The organism is Nitratidesulfovibrio liaohensis (genome assembly GCF_011682075.1).
Taxonomy (GTDB): Bacteria; Desulfobacterota; Desulfovibrionia; order Desulfovibrionales; family Desulfovibrionaceae; genus Cupidesulfovibrio; species Cupidesulfovibrio liaohensis.
The window spans coordinates 1-6137 of record NZ_VSMK01000137.1 but is presented as its reverse complement, the minus strand read 5'-3'; the positions used below and the strand labels follow the sequence as shown (position 1 = coordinate 6137).

Below are 6137 nucleotides of genomic sequence, written 5' to 3'. Positions count from 1 at the left end.
ATTTGTGCTGGTGTCCATGGAGGAGGGGGTACACCCGATCCCATTCCGAACTCGGAAGTTAAGCCCTCCATCGCCGATGATACTGCGTACTCTTGCGTGGGAAAGTAGGCCGATGCCAGCACTTATTCTCAAAGGGATGCGCAACCGCATCCCGACACATCACGAAAAGGCCCCGGTGAGCAATCACCGGGGCCTTCGTGCGTTTCAAAGGCATGAGCGCGGACGCGGGCGCGGGCAGGGTGGCTTGAAGTGCAGGGCGCAGGGCGCTGGGGGTAGTGTCCAGAATTTTGCACACTTTCAGGCTTGGTGTGTGATCCGGGGTGGCACGGGGGCGAATCACGTAGGCTTGAACAGCCTTGCAGCGGTGCGTATGCAAGTGTCTACTGATAAAAGGTAGGGATATCACTCATTGCCAGAGCGGGGCGCAACGCTTAGGTTGGCAGCATAGTAACTGCCTGTGCGCACGAACGCTTGGCCGCCTCATGGCGGCCCTTTATTTCATCCTTCGTCGGTTGCCTTGGGGGGAACATGTTCCGCAAGTTTACCATCGCCAAACGCATCTATGCCCTGTTCGCCATCATGACCCTGTTTCTGGCCGGAATGGCCGTGGGGTTGTACTGGGTGGCGGACCATATTGCCGGGGCGGGCATCGCCACTGCCAAGGAATCCATGCTTTCGGCAGAGAAGAACCGCATTCAGGCCCTTACCCATGCCCTAGCCGTATCTGTGGGCGATCTTTCCGCTGGGCTTGGCGAGGAGGAACAGCGGCAGATCATCGCCAAGGGCGTCGAGCGGGTGCGCTTCGAGGCGGACCAGTCCGGCTATTTCTATGTGTACAAGGGAACGGTGAACACCGCGCACCCTGTGCAGAAGCAACTGGTGGGCAAGGACCTTGGCGACACCAAGGACCGTGAGGGCAAGTACTACGTGCGCGAGCTGTCCCGCGTGGCTTCTGCCGGTGGCGGCTTCGTCACCTTCGTGTTCCCGAAGCCGGGCATGGGCGACCAGCCCAAGCTGGGCTACGCAGAAAGCATTCCCGGCACCCCGTTCTGGGTGGGCACGGGCATTTATCTCGACAATATCCAGGCTGCCGAAGCGCAGGTGGCCAATTCCATGGAACAGGTGCGCACACGCGAGGTGCTGTACACTTACGCTGTGGTGCTGGGCCTGTTGCTGTTCGTCGGGCTGCCGGTGGCCTATCTGCTGGCCCGGTCCATCGTGCTGCCGCTGCGCGAGGCTACCCGCACCGCGCAGGACATCGCGGCGGGCGATCTTGACTGCCACATCGCCGTGGAGGGCGAGGACGAGGTGTCCGCCTTGCAGTCGGCCCTGGATGTGATGGTCACCACCCTGCGCGGCAACATCACGCGCATGAGCGCCCAGCAGGACGAGGCCCGCCGCCTGGCCGAAAGCGCCAGCGAGGCCGCCCGCAACGCCGACGAACAGGCCCGCGCCGCCATGGCCTCCAAGGAAGGCATGCTGGAGGCTGCTGTACGCCTGCAGCGCATGACCGAGGATCTTGGCGTGTCCGCGCGCGAACTGGCCCGCCGCTCGGCCACCCTTTCCGATGGTTCGCGCTCGCAGACCACCCGCGTGGCCGAAACCGCCACCGCCATGGAGCAGATGAACGCATCGGTCATGGACGTGGCCCGCAGCGCCGCCGATGCCGCCCGCGAGACGGAAGCTTCGCGCGAGCGGGCCCGGCAGGGTGCCGAGGCCGTCACCGCCACCATGGACGCCATGGGCGAGTTGCGCCAGCTTGCCGAAAGTCTGCACGAGAACATGCGCAGGCTTGGCGGCCAGTCAGAGGCCATCGGCACGGTCATGAGCGTCATCAACGACATTGCCGATCAGACCAACCTGCTGGCCCTCAATGCCGCCATCGAGGCGGCTCGCGCCGGTGATGCCGGGCGCGGCTTTGCCGTGGTGGCGGACGAGGTGCGCAAGCTGGCCGAAAAGACCATGAACGCCACCCGCGAGGTGGGCGAGACCATCAAGGGCATCCAGTCGCTGACCGAGGCCAATGCCCGCAGCATGGACGATTCGCTGCGGGCCATGGAACTGGCGGAGCGCCGCTCCGCCGATTCCGGCGAGGTGCTGCGCGGTATTCTGGACATGGCAGTGCGCGTCACCGGGCAGGTGCAGGCCATTGCCGCCGCGGCAGAACAGCAGTCAGCCGCGTCGGAGCAGATTACCCGCAGCCTCGCGCAGGTGGATGAGATTGCCCGCGACAATGGCCGCCTGGTGACCGAAGAGGACAAGGAAATCCGCGACCTAGGGCGCATGGCCGAAGAACTGCGCGGGCTGGTGTCGGAGTTGCAGCGCAAGGCCGGGTAGCCCGGCAGGCGCACGCATCGGGTTTCTTTCTTTCCCTGTCACACGCAAGACGGCCCCGGCAGCATGAAACTGCCGGGGCCGTCATCGTTTCATTTCAGCAAGGTGCCGCTGTCTGTCGCACCCTGCCGCGTTCTGCGACATTGCGCGCCGTTCAGTGGCTATCAGCTACATGGCGTCGCTGGCGTCCAACTGGTTGATCTGGTCTTCCACGGCCTGTTCCAGTTCGCGGGGCAGGCCCATGATGTCCACGTTCAGGAAGCCGCGCACGATGGTGGAGGTGGCTTCGTCCTCGTCCAGGCCGCGCGCCATGAGGTATTCGATTTCTTCCTGCGCGATCTTGCCGACGGCTGCCTCGTGGGACAGTTCCACGCCGTCCACGGTGCCTTCCAGTTCCGGAATGGCATGGATGACGCCGTTGCCCAGGATCAGGCCCTTGCACTCCAGGTGGCCGCGCGCGGGCACCTGGTAGGCGCCGATGTGCCCCCGGTTGATGATGGTGCCGCCGGTGGTCAGGGTGCGGGCGATGATTTCGCCGCGCGTGTCGGGCGCGTTGAGCAGGATGCGGTTGCCCGTATCCACGTACGAGCCTTCCGGCGCCACGATGACCGAGTTGAACCGCGCCACCGACCCGCGCCCGGCAAGGGTGAGGGTGGGGTACATCTGCAAGTCCTTCACGGGCTTGAGCAGCACGTAGTTGTTCACCAGCACCGCGTCTTCCTCGAGCACCCCGGCGGAACGCGGGCGCACCGCCGTGTCTTCGCCCCAGTTGTGGATCATGGTGAAGGTGAGCTTGCCGCCCTTGTGCACGAAGAATTCGGAGATGCCCAGGTGCGCCGCCTCTCGCGTGCCGTGGGCCGTGGCGCAGCCGGTGATGATGTGCATCTCGGCGCCTTCTTCCACGATGACCACGTTGTGCACGTTCTGGCCCACGCCGTTGCCCTTGATGAACAGGCACGACTGCACGGGCGCTTCGATCCTGGCCCCCTTGCGGGCGCGGATGAAGTAGCCGCCGTGCAGGTGTTCCGCCGCCGCGCGGGTGTATTCGTCGCGGTTGGGGTCCACCATCTTCCAGAAGTACTGGGGCAGGCCGTCATAGGTCTTGAGTGCCTGCTTGATGTCCATCAGTTCCAGGCCTTCCTGGGTGGACTGGCAGTGCACGCCGCTGTGGTTCATGTGCATGAACGAGCCGCTGCGTTCCTTGGCATTCACGTCGATGCCCGCGTACAGCAGCCGCTTGCGGTCGAATTCGTCCAGCGTGGAAAGGTCGGTGATGGCGTCTGCCTGCGCCCCTTCGAAGCTGTAGCGCGTAAGGTCTACGTTCTTGAAAGCCATGGCTACAACGCCTCCTTGATCTGACCGAGCGATGCGTCGCTGTCGAGGCAGCGCAGGCATTCCTGGTAGCCGTACTTGCTGACGTGGTCGAGGATGTCGCGGGGGCGCGCCTCGCAGCACAGGTGTCCGTCGTACATCACCTGGCCGCGGTCGGCGTTGACGTATTCGAGAATGTAGCCGGTGTGGGTGATGATCAGGCCGGAGGTCTTGCAGCGGGCCTTCTGCTGCTTCATCGAGCAGGACGCCGGAGGCATGCCGTCCAGCAACTGGCGGGCTGTCTGGCCGATGAGGGCCATGTTTTCCAGGTCCACGCCCGATTCCGGCTCGTCGAACAGCACCAGGTCGGGCCGCTGGGCCATGAGCTGGAGCATTTCGGACCGCTTGATCTCGCCGCCGGAGAACCCGGCGTTGACGTCGCGCTCCAGAAACCTGTCGAAGTTCACCTTGCGGGCCAGGTCTTCCACGTCCACCTCGCGCTCGCGGGCGCACATCTTCACCAGGTGGCCGGTCTTCAGGCCGTGGATGGTGGGCGGGCGCTGGAACGACATGCCGATGCCGAGGCGGGCGCGCTCGTACATGGGGGCATGGGTGATGTCCTGCCCCTTGAACAGGATCTGCCCCTGGGTGACGGTATAGTTGGCGAAGCCCATGAGGGTCATGAGCAGGGTGGTCTTGCCGGAGCCGTTGGGACCGAACAGGATGAAGGTCTCGCCGGCTTCTATCTTGAGATCGATGCCTTTCAGAACCTCTACGTCGCCGATGCAGACGTGCAGGTCGCGTATTTCGAGCATGATGGACCCCTTGCGATGTTTTGCGCGATGCGCGGCCCGGTGCAGGCACCCGTCCTTGTTGCGCCCTTGCCCCGTTTGCAGTGGCGACGGGAAGGCGTGGCGGGCGAAAACGGCGCGAGCCGCCGCGCGGCAGCCCGAAACTTATGCGGCATACCCCCCGGTAAGTCAATGCGAGGAACCCTGCGGAAAACGTGAGGAAGCACTCGCAACAGTGCGGAAAGGTCGGCGGAAAGGCGGGAGCGGCGACGGTGCCAGGAGGGGGCGAGTGCGTGCAGGGTGGACGTCCGATCGGCGGCGCGGCAACCGTCGCGAGCGGCAAGGCGTCAGGATGTGCGGATCGGGAGGGGGCAGCCGCGCCGCTACGCCTCCGGGTCGTGCGGGGCACGGATGACGCCCCGGCCCCGGCCCTCCGGAAAGCGGCAGTAGTAGCAGCGGCCCTTCTGGCGGAACAGCGGCAGCAGAACGAACCCGGCCACGAAACCGCCAAGGTGCGCCCACCAGGCGATGCCCGCGCCGTTGCTGCCCAGCGTGGTCAGCCCCGACAACAGCTGCGTGACGAACCAGATACCCAGGTAGACCACGGCGGGCAGATCGAAGATCAGCGGAATGAACAGCAGCGGCACCAGCGTGGTGACCCGCGCGTGCGGATACAGCAGGAAGTACGCCCCCAGCACCCCGGCGATGGCCCCGGACGCCCCTACCACCGGTACCGTGGACGAGGCGGAAAAGACCATGTGCGTCAGCAGTGCCGCCAGCCCGCAGGTCAGGTAGAAGATCGTGAAGCGCACCGGCCCCATGACGTCTTCGATGTTGTCGCCGAAGATCCACAGCGTCCACATGTTTACCAGAAAGTGGCCCCAGCCGCCGTGCAGGAACATGTGCCCGACAAAGGCGATGGCGCCCCCCGGCGGATAGCCGGAGGTCAGCGCCCAGTCCGGGTGGGCGAAGCGGGCGGGCACCACCCCCATGAAGTGGAACAGGCGCAGGGTTTCGCCGGGCGTCAGCGTCTGCTGCCACAGAAACACGACAAGGTTGGCTGCAAGAATGCACCACACCGCCCAGGGGGTGTGCACGCGGGGAATGGTGTCGCGCAGGGGGAACATGCGCTAGCGTCTCATGCCTGCCACAGCGAGGCAAGATGGTCGGCAATGCGTGCATCGCGCGCGGCGCGCAGGCGGACCAGTTCGGCCAGCAGGCCGCGCGTTCGGCGGGCCAGGTCTTCCGGCGTGCCGGAATTGTCCACCACAAGATGGCAGGCGCGCATCTTGTCCGCTTCCGGCCATTGCCACGCCTCCATGGCGGCGATCATGTCCGGCGGCCAGCCGCGATGCGTTTCCAGTCTGCGGGCGCGTTCCGCGAAGGGGCAATGCACCCCGACGAGGAGGATGCTCGGCAGGGTGTTCGGCGGCGTGCCCGCCTTCCAGCCCGCCTCCAGGAACAGCGGCACCTCGGCCACGGCCACGGGGACGCCCGAGGCTTCGGCCTGCGCGAAGAATGCATCCATGTCGTGCCGGGCCAGCGGGTGGATCATGTCTTCCACCTCGCGGCGCAGGGCGGCGTCCGCCTGCATGGCCGCGAACAGGGCGCGCTTGTCCACCGGTCCGGCGGGGTCGGGCACGAAGCGGTCGCCATAGCGGCCCCGCAACAGGTGGTGCCCGCCGCTGCCCGGCTCGTACA

Annotated in this window: 5 protein-coding genes and 1 rRNA gene; 2 read left to right on the top strand and 4 right to left on the bottom strand. The window is 65.6% G+C overall.

The annotated features are described in order from the left end of the window. The first annotated feature begins 6 nt into the window (after window positions 1-6). Window positions 7-121 (top strand): 5S ribosomal RNA (rrf, locus tag FVW27_RS05915). Between the two features lie 407 nt (window positions 122-528). Beyond that, window positions 529-2337 (top strand): methyl-accepting chemotaxis protein, encoded by a 1809-nt coding sequence (locus FVW27_RS05910; RefSeq protein WP_167123556.1) that lies wholly within the window; start codon window positions 529-531, stop codon window positions 2335-2337. 165 nt (window positions 2338-2502) lie between these two features. On the opposite strand, the gene FVW27_RS05905 is transcribed toward FVW27_RS05910, so the two are convergent. The 4 genes from FVW27_RS05905 to FVW27_RS05890 all read right to left on the bottom strand — a co-directional run. After that, the gene (locus tag FVW27_RS05905) at window positions 2503-3669 is read right to left on the bottom strand and encodes a SufB/SufD family protein (RefSeq protein ID WP_167123554.1); all 1167 of its coding nucleotides are present in this window, start codon (window positions 3667-3669) and stop codon (window positions 2503-2505) included. A 2-nt stretch (window positions 3670-3671) separates the two neighbouring features. Further along, complete coding sequence (locus FVW27_RS05900) at window positions 3672-4460, bottom strand: ABC transporter ATP-binding protein (RefSeq protein ID WP_167123552.1); 789 nt, start codon at window positions 4458-4460, stop codon at window positions 3672-3674. Between the two features lie 359 nt (window positions 4461-4819). Continuing rightward, window positions 4820-5563, bottom strand: coding sequence for a rhomboid family intramembrane serine protease (locus FVW27_RS05895; RefSeq protein ID WP_167123550.1), 744 nt, complete (start codon window positions 5561-5563; stop codon window positions 4820-4822). 11 nt (window positions 5564-5574) lie between these two features. Next, window positions 5575-6137 (bottom strand): dephospho-CoA kinase (locus FVW27_RS05890; RefSeq protein WP_167123548.1); only part of this gene is annotated, 563 nt, incomplete at its 5' end.

Excerpts from the sequence above, each read along its gene's own strand:
- FVW27_RS05910 (WP_167123556.1), top strand. The coding sequence starts at position 529 with ATGTTCCGCAAGTTTACCATCGCCAAACGCATCTATGCCCTGTTCGCC.
- FVW27_RS05905 (WP_167123554.1), bottom strand. The coding sequence starts at position 3,669 with ATGGCTTTCAAGAACGTAGACCTTACGCGCTACAGCTTCGAAGGGGCG.
- FVW27_RS05900 (WP_167123552.1), bottom strand. The coding sequence starts at position 4,460 with ATGCTCGAAATACGCGACCTGCACGTCTGCATCGGCGACGTAGAGGTT.
- FVW27_RS05895 (WP_167123550.1), bottom strand. The coding sequence starts at position 5,563 with ATGTTCCCCCTGCGCGACACCATTCCCCGCGTGCACACCCCCTGGGCG.